Origin of the sequence: Streptomyces lincolnensis, assembly GCF_021173675.1 — a bacterium.
Classification (GTDB): Bacteria; Actinomycetota; Actinomycetes; order Streptomycetales; family Streptomycetaceae; genus Streptomyces; species Streptomyces lincolnensis_B.
On sequence record NZ_JAIHON010000024.1, the window covers coordinates 1 to 16,587 of the forward strand.

The window sequence follows — 16,587 nt, forward strand, 5'->3', positions numbered from 1 at the left end:
CCTCCCGGAAGGAACCGGGGTCGAGGAGCAGTTCGATGCGCTCCCGTGCGGTCAGCTTGCCCTTGGCGTGCTGCGCCTCGGTCGCCTTCTCGCTCGGGCCGGCCAGAGCCCGCGCACGGATGTCGTGGAGACGTTCCATCGGGCTCCGGCTCGTGGATGGTCCCCGCGCACCGAGCCTCTGCCCGGGGTTCAAGAACGTCTCCGTCACGGTGTGCCCCCCTCAGGAGTCGAGGAGCGACCAGTCCTGCCCGGCGGCCCAGGAAGCGAAGGAATGCCAGCCGACGCCGGGGTGGGCGGCGCGCAGCCGGGGGATGTCGACGTCGAAGCCCACCGCGTCGAACCACGAGAACATCGCGCCGAGTTCGGGGCCGGCGTAGTCGCAGAGCTGGCCGATGCTCATCTCGGCGTACGTGATCGGGCGCTTGCCGGCCTCCGCCAGGAGCGCGGCGAGAACGGTCCCGTCGAGCTGGTCCGAGGCGATGTCGATGCGCCGGCCGGCGAACTCCGAGGGATGCTCGACGACCTCGGCCACGAACCCGCCGATGTCGGTGACGTCGATGTACTGGAGCCTGCGCGTGGGCGGCAGTGCCATGGACAGCCGGCCCCAGCGGAGCGCCTCGACGACGTGCGGCGCCCGTACGACGTCCATGAACACCGTCGGCGCGACCACCGTCCACGGGGTACGGACCCCGGCGAGGTGGCGTTCGACGAGGCGCTTGCTCTCGAACCAACCGATTCCGGTGTCGCGGTCGGCTCCGGCGGCCGAGCTGTAGACGATGTGGGAGACGTCGGCGGCCACGGCCGCCGTGATGACCGAGATCGCCTGGCGGGTCTCACCCTCGGGGCCGATCTCCAGCGGGGTGCCCATGGCGAACACGCAGTCAGCGCCGGTGGCCGCCGCGCGCAGTGAGGCCTCGTCGTCGAAGTCGCCGACGACGATCTCGGCTCCGGCGGCGCGGAGTTCCGCGGCCGGGGCCGAGTCCGGTTTGCGGGTCAGGGCCCGGACCCGGTGCCCGCGGGCCAGCAGGGCCCGGGCGACCGCGCCGCCCTGTGTTCCGGTTGCTCCGGTCACCAACACCGTGCGTGCTGCGGTCATGTCGATCTCCCTGGTCGGGCTGCCGGAGGGGGACGTGCCGAACGCCGACGATGCTGCCAGCGCGCGTTAGAGCCCCCTTCAAGACCGGTTCGACGTCGCGCTCCTGGTACATAACCGGCCGACTCCGCCAGGTCCCCTGGACCCCGCTCGAATACTCGTGTTTGACTAATCTAATGCGACTGAATGTTGTGACTGGGGGAGGTGTCGATGCAACCGCACCTCCGGGCAGGTGACGGTCGTCCGTCGTTCGGGGCCGTCCTGATCGGCACGTTCGTGATCATGCTGGACACCGGCGCGGTCTATGTGGTGGCCCCCTCCGTCCGCCATGACCTCGGTGCCGACCGTGCCACCGCGGGGTGGCTGGTCATGGGGTATTCGGTGGCGTACGCGCTGCTGCTCGGCCCGGGGGAGCGGCTCGGAAGACGATTCGGCCGTGAAACCGTTCTGCTGGCCTCACTCGGCGGATTCGCGGCGGCGTCCGCGCTCTGCGGTACTGCGGGGAGCCCTCACGCGCTGGTGGGCTGGCGGGTGCTCCAGGGTGCGACAGCGGGGGTGATGAACCCGCAGATCCTGGGCCTGCTGTCGGTAGCATCCCGCGACCGCGGCCCCGTCACCGCTCTTGTGGTGTACCAGGTCACGAGTGGTGTGACCGTGGCCCTCGGGCCGCTTCTCGCCGGCGCCCTGATCGCGTGGGACCCGGCCGGTGCCGGGTGGCGGGCGGTCTTCCTCGTCAATGTGCCCGTGGTGGCGGTCCTGTTCCTCGCCGTGGCGGCGGGGCGCCGACGCGTGCGCTCCTGGCCCGTCCCGCCGTGTGGCGACCGCGCGTCACACGCCGCCGTCCGCGACCGGAGGACCGTGATCGGCGCCGCCCTCGACTTCTGGCACTTCGGCGCCGTCGCCGCCGTCTGGTACGTCGTCGCGTCCCGCCTGCGATGGGACGAGGGGCAGTCCGCGCTCGTCGCCGGGAGCTGGCTGCTGCCGCTGTCGGCCGCCTCGGTGCTGGCCTTTGTCGCCATCGGCTGCTCACCGGCGCGCGGCAGCGGCCGACGGGCGCTGTGGGCCGGTGCCGGACTCACCGCAGCCGGTGTCACCGGTGCGGCGGCCGTTCTCGCGGACGGCGGGGCGACCGGCGGCGGGGCGACCGGGTGGGTGCTGGTGCCCTCGCTGCTGGCCGTCGGGGCCGGTTCCGGCCTGCTGTCGGCGGCCGTCGCCGACCTCGTCCTGGCCTGTCGGTCGTGGCGGGAGGCGACCCGCGCCGACCGGATGCTGAATGTCTCGCAGCGACTGGGGGCCGTCGGCGGGGTCGCGGTCGCCGCTCTGGCCCCCGTCGGCCTCGGGGCGTACGGCGCCCTCGGACTCGTCGTGCCCGTCCTGCTCCTGGCCGCCATGGTCCCCGATGTCCACCGGCCGCGACCTTGAGCGGGGAGTGCTCATGCCCAGACCGGCGTTCGCGAGACTCGACGGCATGGTGACCACAGTTCCCCCCAACCGCCCCCGGCCGGTCGGATTCCTGTTCCCGGGACAGGGTGCGCAGCACACGCGGATGGCGGCCGGCCTCTACCGGTCCGAGCCCGTCTTCGCCGACGCGATCGACGCGGTCCTGAAGGCCATGGGACGCCACGGAGAGGTGCTCCGGTCCGACTGGCTGGCCGAGTCCCCCACGACACCGATCGACCACGCGACACGTTCACAGCCCCTGCTGTTCGCGGTGGAGTACGCCCTCAGCCGACTCGTGAGCCACTGGGGGATCAGCCCCTCGGTGCTGCTGGGGCACAGTGTCGGCGAGCTGGTGGCGGCCGTGATCGCCGAGGTGTTCGAGCTCGACGACGCCGTCCGGCTCCTTCTCGATCGGGTCGAGCACGTCGTCAGGGCACCGTCCGGCGGCATGGTGGCGGTTGCCGCCTCCGTATCGGACCTGGAGGGTCTCCTGCCCCACGGGGTGGCGGTGGGGGCCGTCAACGCGCCGTGGCAGACGGTTCTCGCCGGGCTCGACGAGCCGTTGGCGGCCGCCACGAAGACGCTGCGCGGGCGTGGGTTCACCTGCCTGCGGGTGCCGTCGCTGACGGCCTTCCACAGCCCGGTGCTGAGCGCCGCGGCCCACCGGTCGGAGCAGGCGTTCGCCGCGGTGCGGATACGTCCCCCCGCCCGGCCGCTCTACTCCGGGTACACCGCGGCCCTGCTGGGCCCCTCGCAGGCGGTCGACCCGGGTTTCTGGGCCCGCCAGCCCGTCGCACCGGTGCTGTTCTGGCCCGCTTTGGACGCGCTGCTGGCCGCGGACGACTTCGTGCTTCTGGAACTCGGGCCGGGACAGGGCGTGAGCCGGCTGGCCCGGCGCCATTCGGCCGTGCGGACCGGCCGGAGCACGGTCGTGCCGCTGCTGCCCGCCCTGCCCGGACCGTCCGACCGGGACCACCAGACGATACGGGCGGCCCACGCCGTGTTGCTGGCCGAGGGGCACCGACTGCGGGAGGAGCCGTGACGTCACCAGATGCCGCGACGGGTGCGGCAGATCCGTTCGAACAGGTCGATGCCCCACAGCTGGGAGCGGATCTCCTCGGCCTGCGGCGAGCCGAGCGCCTCGAACACGGCCAACGCCTGCTTCCAGGCTCCCCGCGCGAGGTCGAGGTCGCCGATCTCGTGCAGGAGACGGCCGCGATGCTGGAGAACGGAGGCCTCCCCCCAGCGGTCGTCGTGCTCCCGCAGGATGGTCAGGGCCTGGTCCAGGCAGCCCAGTGCCTCGTCGAGCCGGCCCAGCTCCTGGTAGGTCGTGCCCAGGCAGCTCAGAACGAATCCCGCCGTTTGGCGGTCGCCGACGGCCCAGGCGTTCTGCAGCGCCGTCCTGAGCTGTTCGAGCGCCTCGTCGTGCCGTCGGGTCGTGCGGAGGACGTCGCCGAGGCCGGCGAGGGCCATGCGGCCGCTCTCGGGACGGCCCTGTGCGCCGAAGACCTGGGCGGCCAGGCGGAAATGAGCCACGGCTTCCTCCGGTCGGAGCAGGGCGCGGTACAGGAAACCCATCAGTGTCAGGGTCCACGCCTCGCCGATCCGGTCGCCGATCTCCCGCCGCAGGGCCAGCGCCCGGTGCAGATGCGACCGTGCCTCGTCGAAGCGGCGCTCCTCGACATAGGCGAACCCGAGGTTGTGCAGGAGACATGCCTCGCCGTAACGATCCTGCGTCTCGCGCGCACCGACGGCACCGATCTGGTGGGCCACGATCCACACCCGCCACTGCCGACGCAGGTACAGGAAGCCGGCGAACGCGACGGGTGCCTTCCACGAGGCGGCGTAGTCGCCGATCTCCACCGCGGTACGCGTGACGGTGACGAGATTCGGCGTCTGTTCCTCGCACCAGTCGAGAGCGTCGCGACGGTCGGCGAACCGGGTGGCCGACGCCAGCGGAGGACCCAGTACGGGAGCGGGCGGCCAGGCGGGCGTCAGCAGCTCGGTGGCGGCGTGGGCGGTGCGGACGAACCAGTCCAGGGCCCGTCGCCGGGCCGCGGTCAGGGCGTCCTGCGATTCCTCGGCCACGGCCCGCTCCTCGGCGAAGGCCCTCAGCAGTTCGTGGAACGTGTACTGGTTCCCGCCGACGTTCTTGAGCAGATGTGCCTGGACCAGCGCGTCCAGCAGCGCACGCGCGCGCGTGGCGGACAGGCCGCCGACGGCCGCGGCGGCGTCGACCGGGACAGGGCCGCCCCAGTACGTGCTCAGCAGCCGGAACAACCGGGCCGCGTCAGCGTCCAGGGCCTCGTACGACCAGGAGAAACTTCCGCGGACCGTGAGCAGTCCCGCGGACCGCAGTACATCCAGCCGGTTGCTCGCGGTGGCGAGATCCGCCGCCAGGTGGTGCGCCGAGTAGTTCGGACGGGTGGCCACCCGCTCGCCCGCGATCCGCAGCGCCAGCGGCAGGTACTCGCAGTACGCCGCGACGCGCTCGAGTACGCCGGACTCCTCCGCGGTCCGCTCGGGGCCGATGAGGAGGCGCAGCAGGGCCACCGATTCGTCCTCGCCGAGCGGGCCCAGGGGGACCCGCTGGTCGTGCCGCAGTTCGAGGCTGTCCAGCCGGCGACGGCTCGTGACCACCACGGCGCAGTCACCGGAACTCGGCAGCAGCGGCATGATCTGCTCGGGGCCGGAGACGTTGTCCAGCAGCACCAGAATGCGACGGCGCGCGACGGTCGACCGGTAGAGCGTGATCCTTTGCTCGGGGTCGGAGGGGATGATCGAGGGGCGCACTCCGAGCGCGGTGAGGAAGTCCCACAGGATGTCATGGACGGTGTACGGCCTGTCGCCCGGACCGCGGCGGGCCAGATCGGCGTAGAGCTGTCCCGCGGTGAAGTGCGGGGCGACCTCGTGGGCCAGCCGCAGGGCCAGTGCGCTCTTGCCGACCCCTGGTGGTCCGGTGACCTCGACCACGCAGGGTGAGCCCGACCGGCCGCCGCCGGCCACGGCGGTCACGAGTTGACGCAGTTCGGCCGCTCTTCCGACGAAGGCCGCGGACGCGGAGGGCAGGAGCGCGGGGGACGGCAGTCCGTCGTCGCCGCGCAGTGCCATCAGCCGGCCGCCGGTGTCGAGGACTTCGTCGCAGCGAAGTGCCAGCTGAACGGTGGGAACTTTTCTGCCGGTTTCCACCTTGCTCAGATGGCCCGGTGTGTAGTGCACCATCCTGGCCAGCTGCCGGAGGGACAGACTGCGTGTCGTTCGGATTCTTCTCAGCTCATCACCGAATGACGTTCCCGTCTTCGCGGGCGTCAGATCAACCACTGAAATCCAGTCCCCCTCTGAAATCGGAACCGAACCTTCTGTGACAACAAACAGCAGGGCGGCGAGTGCTCTGGTCCGATATGGGGGCGTGTTTTTCGCGCGCACTCTTGTGGGTTCGCGGCAGGCCGACGCCTCGGCAGGTGTGTGGGGTCAGCGGCGGGGCGCGCGGCGCTCCTGGATCCTGACCGGTTTTCGTCGGTACGTGGTATCGCGCCGGAGCCCGCTGTTGTGCCCCCGTTGTCCGCAAACACGGCCTACCCCCTGACCGCCCTACGTGTGTCATTCGCCGATCCCATGGCAATGAATGCCGTCGGCAACACCCTACTTGAAGCAGTGAGTCGACTGCTACGAGTCCGATGTCAATTTCATGTTTCCCGTTAATCCTTTTCCGATCCTTTAAGGGTCGCGTCATTCGTTGTTCGGTGTTGAGGCGGTCGACGGTTCCCAATCATGTTCGGCGGGAAACATTGATGTGCCCGGCGGGCCGATGAATTGCTGGCCCGCCGGGTGCGGTCTGCGGCGTGCGGCGCGTTACGCCGACTGGCCCGGCTGCGACCATTCGGCCTTCGACTCCGAGGTCGTGGAGTTCTCCCAGTCGGTGGCCTGCTCCTTCGGCGAGTCGGCCGGCAGCAGCAGGCTCGCCAGGAAGGTCAGTGCCACGAGGCCGAGGGCGTAGAGCGCGCCGATCTGGACCGCGTGGGTGAAGGCCCGGTCCAGCTCCGCGGGCGACGCGGGGCCGGGGCCGGTGTCCACCGCGCCGAAGAACGCCACGCTGACGATCGCGATGCCGAGCGCCGTGCCCACGCGCTGCCCGACGTTGAGGATTCCGCTCGCGGCGCCCGCGTCCTGCCAGGGAACATAGCGCAGCACGATGTCGGTGTTCGGTGAGATCACGAGGCCCGAGCCGAACCCGGCGACGAACAGGGCCGGAAGCAGATGCCATCCGGCCAGGTCGGTGCCCACGCCGTGGATGGTGCCGATGGCGCCGGCGGTGCCGACGATCACCACGGACGAGCCGGCGGTGACGACCCAGCGGCCGATCCGCTTGGCCACCAGGTCGGAGAGGGTCGCGCCGATGAGCATGCCGACGGCGAACGGAAGCAGGATGAGCCCGGCGGCGAGCGCGCCGCGTCCGGTGCCGGTCTGGAGGTAGATCGAGAGCACGAACCAGAGGCTGATGAAGCCGGCGAAGTACGTCAGTCCGATGGTCACGCCCGCGGTGAAGCCCCGGTTGCGGAAGAGCCGTACGTCGATCAGCGCGTCGCGGCCCTGTCGTTGCCGGCGCAGTTCCCAGCCGACGAAGAGCGCGAGCACCGGGACCGACGCCGCCAGCAGGATGAACGACCGGGGCTCCCAGCCGTTCTCGGGAACCTCGACCAGCGGGTAGGTCAGCAGTAGGACACCGGCGCTGACCAGGAGGGTTCCGACGAGGTCGAGCGAACCGGCCCGTCCCTTGGCCTCGCGCAGCCACAGTCCCGCGAGGAGGAGCGCGATGATCCCGACCGGCACGTTGACCATGAAGATCGGCCGCCACTGCGAGTCGGCCACGTTCCAGTCGATCAGCAGACCCGCGGCGAGGGGGCCGAGGGCGACGCCGATGCCGCTGATCGCCCCGTACGCGCCGAACGCCTTGCCCCGTTCCTGCCAGGAGAACTCGACCTGGATGATCGCGAGGATCTGGGGGTTGAGGAAGCCTGCCATCGCCCCCTGCAGGATGCGCCAGACGACGAGCTGCGTCGGTGACGACGCCACCGCGCACAGCGCCGACGTCGCGGTGAACCCGGCGAGCGCGAACAGGAACATCCGCTTGTAGCCGAAGCGGTCGCCCAGTCGTCCCGAGGGGATCAGCAGCAGGCCGTAGGCGAGCGAGTAACCGCTGATCACCCACTCGATGGAGCTGCGGCTGGCGGAGAGGTCCTGCTGGATCGAGGGGATCGCGACGTTGACGATCGTGCTGTCGAGCAGGATGAGGAACGTTCCGATGAGCACCACACCGAGCGCTCGCCAGCGTCGGGGATCGCCTTGCTCGGCGTCACCCGGGCTCGTCCAGTTTGCTTCTGACGTCATGACACATCCTTCACCGCTGCCGGGGCGGATGACGCTCGACAGATTGATCATCCACGATTACTCGCGTACGACTATACGGTGGTTCGTGGGAATGAGCCAGAGGCCGGACTCACGGACCGCTCAGCGCGTCGGGGCCCAGCACGTCGGGCCGACCGGATGCGGCCGGGCCCGACAGGAGGTGGCGGACGACGGCACCGGCCACGACCCCCACCGGAGTGGCGCCGGCGGCCCCTGCGGGACCATTGGTCATCTCGGTCCACATCCGGGGCGGACGCGCCACCACGACCCGCAGTCCGGGGCGGTGCCGGGCCAGATGGCCGGCCAGCCCCTCGATCGCCGCCTTGGCCGCGGCATAGTGCGGCCACGCGGCCGGTGGTTCGAGCACCGCGGACGACGACACGAAGACCACGAACGCCCGCTCGGCCAGCAGCTCGTGTGCCGCCGCGAGGGGCGCGAGCACCAGACGCGCCGCGTCCGCGACGTGGTCCACACACTCCGGCACGGTCGCCGCCGCGACCGGCAGGCTGAGGATGCGCGGCGCGGCGGCGAGGACCAGGCCGTCGAGAGCGACGCCGGAGAACGCTGTGGTGAGGGCCTCGGGATCGCGTGCGTCGCAGGTCAGCGGTTCGATCGGCAGCCGCTCGGCCGACGCCTCGCGCGTCAGGGCGGTCGCCGGTGTGCTCGACACGGCCAGCACTCGGGCACCCTGGCCGGCCAGGCTGCAGCTGAGCGCCGCACCGAGGCCGCGGCCACCGCCGATCACCGCGACCGTCCGCCCCGCCAGCGCGTTCGAGCGGGGCAGCGTCCCGAGGGTCTCCACCAGGGTGGGGGCGGCGACCTGACGACGCAACAGACTCACCAGGGTCAGCGTCGCCGACGCAGCGCCGTCCAGCTCCGCGTGCACCGTCACCATGCCGGTACGCCGGTGCACCAGCGGCGGCTCCGCCCGGCACGACCACACCTCGGCGGGGCGCTCCCGTGCGCCCGTGAGCCGCAGCCGGATCCCCACCAGCAGCCCGTCCCGGCCGGGCGTGCGCATACCGGTGTGGAAGCTGGCCCAGGCCAGCGGCCCGGTGAGCGCGTCGGGCACCCCGGCGGCCGCCCCGCGGGAAAGGAGCTCTGCCAGGGCGGCCGAGTCCACGCGGTAGGCGTACGACTCGTCGACGAGGCCGGCCAGCTCCGCGAGGCCCAGTACCCGGGGACCGCCGCCGTCCGGCAGGGGTGGCGGGCCGGGCCGGTCAGCACCGGCCCCGCGGGCGGCGGGTGCGGCGGGTGCGGTGTCCGCGGCACGGTCGGCAAGGGTCCAGCGGGCCGTCAGCACGCGCAGTTCGCCGAGCCGGACTTCGACACCCCGCGGGCTCCGCCGTACCCGGTAGGTCAGACCGGGCAGCACCGGCTGGTCGAAGTCCACGCTCAGCTCGACGACACGTGCGAGCTCCTCCCGGTCCGCGGCGAGGCCGAGAGCCACGATCGTCGCGAGCGCCCCGTGGGCCACGGGGCGCCCGTAGGCCGACCGCAGGGCGAACTCGCGGTCGAGGTGCAGGGGATTGCGGTCGCCGGACGCGGCGCCGAAGTCGACGACGTCACCGACCGAGACGCGCAAGCCGGTCACGCGGTCCCGCCACCGGTGCCCGCCGCCGCGGCCAGCTCGCCCAGCGACGGCCCGACAGCGAGGAAACGCTCCGGAAGTTCGCAGCCCAACTGCTGCTCGATGGCGTGCACGAGACGCACATGGGCCAGAGACGTCCACTCACCGACGTCCTGGGGCAGGGTGTCGAGCCCCCGTGGCGCGGTGTCTCCGGTCACGTCCTTGAACGCCGCGAGGACGGCCTCGGCCGCCGTCGTTCCGTCAACCGGCATCGACCGTCTCCTTGAGGTAAGGGCTCGCGGCCGGCGCGCCGTTCGCGAGGTCGTGGACGAACACACGCGTCCCGTCGGGGTTCTCGTCGCGCAGTCGGAAGCCCAGGTCGAGGTAGGCGTCGCGGACGAGCGCGTTGCGATCGGTGGGGACGTACCGTCCGACCAGCCGGCGGGCCCCGCGGGCGACCGCCCACCGCCCCACCGCCGCCACCAGGGCGCGCTCCGCGGTACGGCCGATGACCCGGCAGCTCAGCAGCAGGGTGTCGATCTCGACCTCCACCCCGGTCGCCACCGCCACCACCAGGCCGACGTCGCCGTGGTCGGCGAACCTGTCGGCCAGCCGGAGACGCGCGGCGAACGTGTCCGTGCGCGCGATCACGGCGGCCAGCTCGGCCTGGGTGCGCCTGCGGGTGGTGAGGTTGAACTGGTTTGTCTTGCCCACCAGTTCCGAGGCCCGGGGCAGAGCGGCGGCGTCGACAGGCCCGAGGGTTGCCGTCATCTCCAGCCCGCGCAGGTAGTCGCCGAGGTCGTGATGCTGTGCGGCCAGGGCCTCGGCCTGTGCCAGCGCCGCGTACGACCGGCTCCGGCCCGCGTCCGCCGTCCCGGTGCCCGCGGCGAGGCCGGGTACCGCCGCCAGCGCGGCCGCGTACTCCGACGGAGCGGTCGGCAGATCGACCACGGCGACGTCCGGCAGGGCCGCCGCCACCTCCGCGCGCTCGGCCGGATTGTCGTCCACGAAGACCAGCGCGTCGGGAGCGAGCCGCAGGGTGCGGGCGAGCCCGGCCAGCTGCCGGGACTTCGGTTCCCAGCCCGCGGAGACGGCCGCGAAGTCCTCCCGGCGCAGGATCATGCCGGGCACCTCGGCGAGTGCCCGCTCGGCGAGCTCGGGGTCGTTCTTGCTGCACACGGCGAGGACCACGCCGCGCGAGGCGAGCCCGGCCAGATACCGCTGGAAGTCCGCGTACGCCTCGCCGACAGGTCCGCTGCCGAGCTGGAGGCCGTCCAGCCCGTCCTGGCCCACGACACCACCCCACAGCGTGTCGTCGAGGTCCACCACCACACACCGTCGGGTCAGGCCGAGGTCGACGGCGATCGCGTCCACGACGGCCGCGGCCAGCCACGGCGTCGCATCGAGCGCGCACGGCTGGCGCAGCCGGTACCAGTAGCGGGCGTCGCTCCAGCGCGCCAGTCCGTACTCGGCGGCGATCCGCTCGACGTCCACGAACCGCACACGCCCCGCGGCCTGTTCGGACAGCCGCTGGTTGACCCCGCGGACGAGCGCCGACACCGAGCCGGGCGACCGCCAGGCCGCGGCCCCCGACGGATCCACCGCCGGCGGTGCGAAGCCGAGCTGGACCGCCTGGGCACCGGTCTCGGCGGCTGCGTCCCACAACCGTGTCCACCGGGCCACCGCCTCGTCGGAGAGCCGCTTCGCTGTCGCGGCGTCACCCGGCCGGAAGTCCGCGGGCACCAGGTCGGTCGCGGTGCCGGCCAGCACCACGTAGTCCGGCGGATCGTCCCGCAGCGGCGAGCGCGCGTCGAGAAGCGCCTGCTCGACCTGTCCGAAGGGCACCGCCGGGGTCCGGATCTGCAGCCGGTGCGCGAGAGCCGCCACCGGAAGCAGCTCGGTGAGGAAGTCGCCGGTGAAGGTCGCGAGCAGCGCGACGCGGACCCTGCGTCGCACCATCGGATCGGAGTCCGTGCCGATCGCGCGGGCCACGGCCTGCCAGTGCCGGTACCCGTCGGCCGGACGGGGTGCCGCGGGCCGTTCGTGGTCCATCGTGATCCCCCTCATCGCAGTGGTGACCGGTCGGCCGCCAGGTGGCGGCCTTCGAACGGGGCGAGTTCGGTGAGCACACCGACCAGCCGGGTGGTGTCGGTGGCCAGGCCGGCCGCTTCGCGCAGCCGCAGACGGGCCAGCAGTGGTGGCACACGGCGCCACCACGCGGTCGCCGCCCGCCAGTGCCGCAGCGCCTCCTCGTCGAGGAGCCCGGGGTCCGCCTCCGCCGCGGCGAGCAGCAGTTCGCGCTGCCGCAGTGCCTGCCACAGGTCATCGGCCTGCCGGAGGTCGCGCACGGCACCGGGCCGGAACCGCGCCGCCACGGCCAGTACCGCGTCCGCCCCGGTGAGCCGCGTTGGGTCAGGGACTGCCGCGGCCTGCTCCCCGGGGCCGTCGCGCACCGCCAGCCACCGGTACCGCGCGCCCAGCGCGAGGTCACCTCCGCCGGCCACGCTGCGCTCACGCAGGCGGTGCACCGGGTCGGTGCCGGGCAGCGCGCGGGCCCATTGGGCGAACTGCGCGGGTGCCACCTCGATCCGCCGCGGCCGCTGCGGCCCCGCCTCGGTGATCAGCGACAGCGGGTCCTCGACGGCGTCGCCGTGCCCGTCGCGCACCACCGTGATCCAGTGCGGGGCGTGCCGGCGGCGGTATCCGCGGTGCCACGGCTGGTGGTAGGTGTCGCCGCAGACGACCAGGGCGCCGTGCGCGGCGAGTTCGGCCTGCTGGGCCTCGTACACCTGCCGCCAGTCGTCGCCGTGCCTGACCACGAGGCCCAGCACCTCAAGAGGCGGCCGGGGGTGGTGGTCGTAGCGCAGCAGCCCCTCGTCCGCCTCCCGCACGGCCAGGGTGGGGCCACCCGCCAGCAACGGGCGCCACCACGCGGTCGTGCGTACGGCCAGCCAGGTGGCCAGCGCCGCCGTGTAGCAGTTGAACACCTCGGACCACGACGCCAGCCGCGGCTCCCGCACGTCCCGGACGGTCTCCACGGCCTCAGGCACCGGAGCGGTCCTGGGGGCGGAACTCCATCAGCGCGAAACCGCCGGACAGGTTCGTGGTCGACACGAGCGCCAGACCGCTTTCGGCCGCGAGCGCGGAGTACTGCGCGAGGTCCCGTTCGCGGCCCCCGACCGTCGTGAGCATCCGCAGATCCAGCATCGTGAGCAGACGCTCGTCGCCGCCGGCGGCGACCAGACGGTCCGCGACGAGCACTCGGGCATCCGGCTCGGCCGCCTGTGCGCACCGGCGCAGGATGCGCACGACGTCGGCGTCGGCCCAGTCGTGCAGGATGTTGGCCACCAGGTACACCCGCGACCCGGTGGGCAGCGGCTCGAAGAAGCTGCCCGCCACCAGCCGGCACCGGTCGAGCACGCCGGCGTCGCCGAGATGCTGTTCGGCGCCCTTCACGGTCTGGGCCACGTCGAGGAGAGTGGCGCTGACCTCGCGATGGTGCCCCAGGATCCTGGCCAGCAGCCGGCCGCTGCCACCGCCGACGTCCGTCACGCTGCCCGCCGCTGCCCAGTCGTACGCGGTGACGAGCTCGTCGAACCAGAAGTCGTGCAGCGCCATCAGGTCGTCGAACGACGGCGTCGTCTCGGGATGTGCCGCGATGTGCTCCCAGAAGGGCGCGCCGTGAACGAACTCGTAGGCGGGGCGGCCGGTGCGCACCGTGTACAGCAGCTCGCCGAACGCCCGGTCCATCCGTCCGCCCATGCCGTCGGCGTCCAGGAACATCCGCATGCCCGACGGATGGCCGTCCTGGAGCGGCCGGCTGAGTTCGGTGAGCTCGTAGGAGCCGTCGCCGGTCTCCACGAACACGCCGCGGACCGAGAGGTAGCGCAGTACGCGGCCGAGCGCGTCGGCGTCCACGCCGGCCCACTCGGCCAGCTGCCCGGCCGTCGCCGGGCCCTGCGCCAGGCGGTCGGCCAGCCGCAGCGTCGCCGCGACGCGCAGCGCCCAGGGAGTGATGGTGTCGGCCAGCTGGGAGAGCGTCGTCCGGTTTCCGTCCGGCATGGATGACTCCTCGGAATGGCTGCCGGGCCGCAGGTCGCGACCGCGTCCTGCGCCCCACCCTGATCGGTGCCGCTCAAGCCGTCCTCAAGCGGGCTTAGAGCACCGGGTCCGCCGGACGGGACGGCCTAACCGGCGTTGAGCCCACCTTGACGACGGGCTGACAGCGTGGCCGCAGTGACAGACCATCGAGGAGGTCGGATGAGTGAGGGCGAAGTACCCGTAGTGATCATCGGGGGTGGCCCGGTCGGGTTGGCCTCGGCACTGTTCCTGCGCCGGCTCGGCGTCGACTGCGTGCTGCTGGAGCGCCGCCCGACGACATCCCCGCTCACCCGGGCGACCGGTGTGCACGCGCGCAGCATGGAGCTGTTCCGTAACGCGGGCGTCGAGCAGCCGATCCGGGACGCGGGCCTCGCGCTCGTCCCCCCGGACCAGGCGGCGGAACCCGCCGCGCGCCGGCGCACGATGCCGCGGATCGCTCTGCGGACCCGCAGCCTCGACGAACTCGGCGAGGCGCAGATCGTGGAGATGGGTGAGCAGTTCGCCCACGACCTGAGCCCGGCGGCACCGGTCTGGTGCGGGCAGGATCTGCTCGAACCGGTCCTGCTCGACGGCGCGCGCCGCGACGGCGCGGACATCAGGTTCGGCCACGAGGCGCTCGCGGTCGAACAGGACCCGCGCGGCGTGACCGTGACCGTGGCCGACAAACAGGCCGACACGACGTACCGGATGCGGGCCCAGTACGTGATCGCCGCCGACGGCGTCTACAGCCCGGTCCGCGAGCGGCTCGGTGTCGGCCGGTCGGGCCACGGCCTCCAGCAACGCATGATCAGCATGGTGTTCCGGGCCGATCTCAGCCAGGTGGTGGGCGACCGCCGGTTCATGCTCACGTTCGTCGGCAACGAACGGTTCCGCGGGGTGGTGGTGTGCCTCGACGGGCAGGACCGCTGGATGGTGTGGACCGGCTACCCGCCGGACGGTGACGTGGACCCCGCGGACTTCGACCAGGAGACCTGTCTGGGCCTGGTCCGGGCCGCGATCGGCCGCCCCGACCACCCGGTCGAACTGGAAGGGACGTTCGTGTGGGAGTCGACGCATCTGATCGCCGACTCCTTCAGGACCGGCAGGATCTTCCTCGCCGGCGACGCCGCGCACACCCATCCGCCGCACGGCAGCTTCGGCGCGAACGCGGGCGTCCAGGACGCGCACAACCTGGCGTGGAAGCTCGCGGCCAGGCTCCGGGGACAGGCGGGCGACGGTCTGCTCGACACCTACGAGGCCGAGCGCCGGCCGGTGGGCGCCGCCACCGCCGACCAGGCGCTGCTGAGGGAGCGGCACCGGGCGACCGCGCACCGTCAGCCGGGCTTCCGCGACTTCCCCGTCGTCATCCTGGGCTACCGGTACGCCTCACGCGCCGTGCTCGGCGCCGAGTTCGGCGACGAGGGACCGCTGCCGGAGAAGCTCCGGCTGGCGGGGGAGCCCGGTACCCGCGTCCCGCACGTCTGGCTCAGCGACGGCGGGGACCGCGTCTCGACCGTCGATCTGTGCACCGACGACTTCGTGCTGCTCTCGGCCGGCGGGTCCGGAGTCTGGCCGGCCGCGGCCGAGCGGGTCTCGCGGGCGTCCGGCGTCACCGTCCGCGCCTACCGGGTGGGCGAGGGCGCGGACCTGACCGTCGCCGCTGATCCGGCGGGCGTCATGGGCGATCTGCTGGCATCGGGTGCGGCCTTGGTCCGGCCCGACGGGTTCGTCGCGTGGCACGCCGAGGCGTCCGAGGACGCCGAGCGCTCCCTGGCACGCGTGCTCGCCACGATCCTGGACCGCCCCGAGAACGAACTGCTGCCCCTTCCCACCGACGGAAACAGGTGATGTGACGATGACGGGTAAGCCGGAGATCGGGCCCCTGCCGCTCGTGGAGACACCCGGCACGACCGTGTTCGGTGCCGCGGCCGACGTGCGGCGCCTCACTCAGGCCATGTGGTCCAGCGCGATCATCCAGGCGGCGGCCCAGCTGGGGCTGGCGGATCTGATCGGCGACGATCCCGTCGGCACGGCCGAACTCGCCGGCAAGTGCGGTGCCGACCCAGGGGCGCTGCGCCGGCTCATGCGTGCGCTCGCCGCCCACGGGATCTTCCACCGCACCGCCGACGGACGGTATGAGCACACGGCCTTCTCCCGGTCGCTCGTGACGACGGTCCCCGGTTCGGTGTCGAACATCGCCATGCTCGCCGGATCCGGGTGGAACTGGACCATGTGGGCACGGCTGGCCGACGCGGTGCGCAGCGGAGAGTCACTGTTTCCCGCCCACTACGGCAGGACGCTCTACGAGTACTTCGCCGAGGTCGAGCCGGGCGAGGGCGAGGTGTTCAACCGGGCCATGTCGGAGTCGTCCCGCTGGACGAGCGGGCCGGTGGCCGACGCCCTCGACCTCACGGGCGTGTCGGTCGTGGCGGACGTCGCCGGGGGCCAGGGGAGCCTGCTGCGGACGCTGCTCGAACGCAACCCGGACCTGTCGGGCGTCCTGCTCGACTCGCCCGAGGTACTGCGGCAGGCGGACCCCGCGCTGCGGGAGGGCCCGCTCGCGGCCCGGTGCCGACTGGTGCCCACCGACATCCGCCAGGCCGTCCCGGCGGAGGCGGACGTCTATCTGCTGCGGCAGGTCACGCACATCTGGGAAAACGACGTCTGCGTGAGCGTTCTGCGCAACTGTGCGCACTCCGCGCGCCCCGGGGCCCGCGTCGTGCTGGTGGACCACCTCATCGAGGAGGGACCGGAGCCGAACTCCACCTTCAGCACCCTGCTCGACCTGCTGATGATGCTGGTCGGCACCGGCGGTGAGCGCACCGAGTCCGAGTTCGCGGAGCTCTTCGCACGGGCCGGGCTCCGCTACGACGGTGTGGTGCGCATCCCCTCCCCGCTGACGCTCGTCACCGCCTCCGTGCCGAGCTGAGCGCGGCGTATCGCACACGGGTCGGGCCGGGACACGGACTGTGTCCCGGCCCGGCCCCTGTGCACCGCG

Annotated in this window: 13 protein-coding genes; 4 read left to right on the forward strand and 9 right to left on the reverse strand. The window is 72.5% G+C overall.

Going from position 1 to position 16,587, the window contains the following annotated elements; translation table 11 throughout:
* Both K4B79_RS48450 and K4B79_RS44255 read right to left on the reverse strand, forming a co-directional pair.
* A partial coding sequence (locus tag K4B79_RS48450) for a carboxyl transferase domain-containing protein (RefSeq protein WP_308280642.1) occupies positions 1 to 139 on the reverse strand: 139 nt, incomplete at its 3' end.
* Between the two features lie 81 nt (positions 140 to 220).
* A complete protein-coding gene (locus K4B79_RS44255) occupies positions 221 to 1,096 on the reverse strand; it encodes an NmrA/HSCARG family protein (RefSeq protein WP_232033125.1) in 876 nt (291 codons plus the stop codon).
* Between the two features lie 207 nt (positions 1,097 to 1,303).
* On the opposite strand from K4B79_RS44255, the gene K4B79_RS44260 reads away from it, so the two are divergent.
* Positions 1,304 to 2,515 carry an MFS transporter gene (locus K4B79_RS44260; protein ID WP_232033126.1) on the forward strand — a complete coding sequence of 404 codons (1,212 nt, stop codon included), beginning with the start codon at positions 1,304 to 1,306 and terminating at the stop codon, positions 2,513 to 2,515.
* A 13-nt stretch (positions 2,516 to 2,528) separates the two neighbouring features.
* Complete coding sequence (locus tag K4B79_RS44265; RefSeq protein WP_232033127.1) at positions 2,529 to 3,575, forward strand: acyltransferase domain-containing protein; 1,047 nt, start codon at positions 2,529 to 2,531, stop codon at positions 3,573 to 3,575.
* A gap of 2 nt (positions 3,576 to 3,577) precedes the next feature.
* Here the strand turns inward: K4B79_RS44265 and K4B79_RS44270 are convergent, their stop codons facing one another.
* The 7 genes from K4B79_RS44270 to K4B79_RS44300 form a co-directional block, all read right to left on the reverse strand.
* Positions 3,578 to 5,959 carry an ATP-binding protein gene (locus K4B79_RS44270; RefSeq protein ID WP_308280641.1) on the reverse strand — a complete coding sequence of 794 codons (2,382 nt, stop codon included), beginning with the start codon at positions 5,957 to 5,959 and terminating at the stop codon, positions 3,578 to 3,580.
* Positions 5,960 to 6,385: 426 nt separating this feature from the next.
* Positions 6,386 to 7,921: an MFS transporter gene (locus tag K4B79_RS44275; RefSeq protein ID WP_232033129.1), complete on the reverse strand. Its 1,536-nt coding sequence runs from the start codon at positions 7,919 to 7,921 to the stop codon at positions 6,386 to 6,388.
* 109 nt (positions 7,922 to 8,030) lie between these two features.
* Complete coding sequence (locus K4B79_RS44280) at positions 8,031 to 9,533, reverse strand: SDR family NAD(P)-dependent oxidoreductase (protein WP_232033130.1); 1,503 nt, start codon at positions 9,531 to 9,533, stop codon at positions 8,031 to 8,033.
* A complete protein-coding gene (locus tag K4B79_RS44285) occupies positions 9,530 to 9,781 on the reverse strand; it encodes a phosphopantetheine-binding protein (protein WP_232033131.1) in 252 nt (83 codons plus the stop codon). The genes K4B79_RS44280 and K4B79_RS44285 overlap by 4 nt, the downstream gene beginning before the upstream one ends.
* Positions 9,771 to 11,561: an HAD-IIIC family phosphatase gene (locus tag K4B79_RS44290; RefSeq protein WP_232033132.1), complete on the reverse strand. Its 1,791-nt coding sequence runs from the start codon at positions 11,559 to 11,561 to the stop codon at positions 9,771 to 9,773. Before K4B79_RS44290 ends, K4B79_RS44285 begins: the two co-directional genes overlap by 11 nt.
* 11 nt (positions 11,562 to 11,572) lie before the next feature.
* The gene (locus K4B79_RS44295; protein ID WP_232033133.1) at positions 11,573 to 12,559 is read right to left on the reverse strand and encodes a hypothetical protein; all 987 of its coding nucleotides are present in this window, start codon (positions 12,557 to 12,559) and stop codon (positions 11,573 to 11,575) included.
* The gene (locus K4B79_RS44300) at positions 12,552 to 13,571 is read right to left on the reverse strand and encodes a methyltransferase (protein ID WP_232033134.1); all 1,020 of its coding nucleotides are present in this window, start codon (positions 13,569 to 13,571) and stop codon (positions 12,552 to 12,554) included. The genes K4B79_RS44295 and K4B79_RS44300 overlap by 8 nt, the downstream gene beginning before the upstream one ends.
* Positions 13,572 to 13,769: 198 nt before the next feature.
* Between K4B79_RS44300 and K4B79_RS44305 the strand changes: the two genes are divergently transcribed.
* Both K4B79_RS44305 and K4B79_RS44310 read left to right on the forward strand, forming a co-directional pair.
* The gene (locus tag K4B79_RS44305) at positions 13,770 to 15,437 is read left to right on the forward strand and encodes an FAD-dependent monooxygenase (protein WP_232033135.1); all 1,668 of its coding nucleotides are present in this window, start codon (positions 13,770 to 13,772) and stop codon (positions 15,435 to 15,437) included.
* Positions 15,438 to 15,444: 7 nt separating this feature from the next.
* Entirely contained in the window at positions 15,445 to 16,518 is a 1,074-nt protein-coding gene (locus K4B79_RS44310) for an acetylserotonin O-methyltransferase (RefSeq protein WP_232033136.1), read from the forward strand.
* The last annotated feature ends 69 nt before the right edge of the window (positions 16,519 to 16,587 follow it).